This is a genomic window from Pseudoalteromonas luteoviolacea CPMOR-1 (genome assembly GCF_001625685.1).
Taxonomy (GTDB): domain Bacteria; phylum Pseudomonadota; class Gammaproteobacteria; order Enterobacterales; family Alteromonadaceae; genus Pseudoalteromonas; species Pseudoalteromonas luteoviolacea_K.
Genome location: NZ_AUYC01000050.1, coordinates 1 through 380 on the forward strand (window position 1 = coordinate 1; position 380 = coordinate 380).

Consider the following 380-nt stretch of genomic DNA (forward strand, 5'->3'; position numbering starts at 1 on the left):
TTATATTCCAACACTGAAAAAACTGCAGCCTCGTTTAGCTTTAGCAGTGCCGAAGTAGGCGCAACCTACAGCTATACTATTTCGAGTAGCAATGGCGGCACGTCAGCAACGGGCAATGGCACGGTGACTTCTGCAAGCCAAACCATTTCTAATATAGATTTAAGTGCACTGAATGACGGTACACTCACGCTGTCTGTGACACTGACAGATACGGCCGGTAACGCGGCCACAGCAGTGACGGCGACGAGTACTCTGGATACTAGCGCGCCAAGTGGTCACAGTGTGGCACTCAGTGATACCAGCTATAACAGCACAGAAACGGGCAGTGCGAGCTTTAGTTTTAGCAGCGCAGAAGTGGGTGCGAGTTACACCTATACATT

At 50.0% G+C, this 380-nt stretch carries 1 protein-coding gene; it reads left to right on the top strand.

Features of this window, described 5'->3' with window-relative positions:
- Window positions 1-380: Ig-like domain-containing protein (locus tag N473_RS26560; RefSeq protein ID WP_196766441.1), on the top strand; the 380-nt coding region annotated here is incomplete at both ends.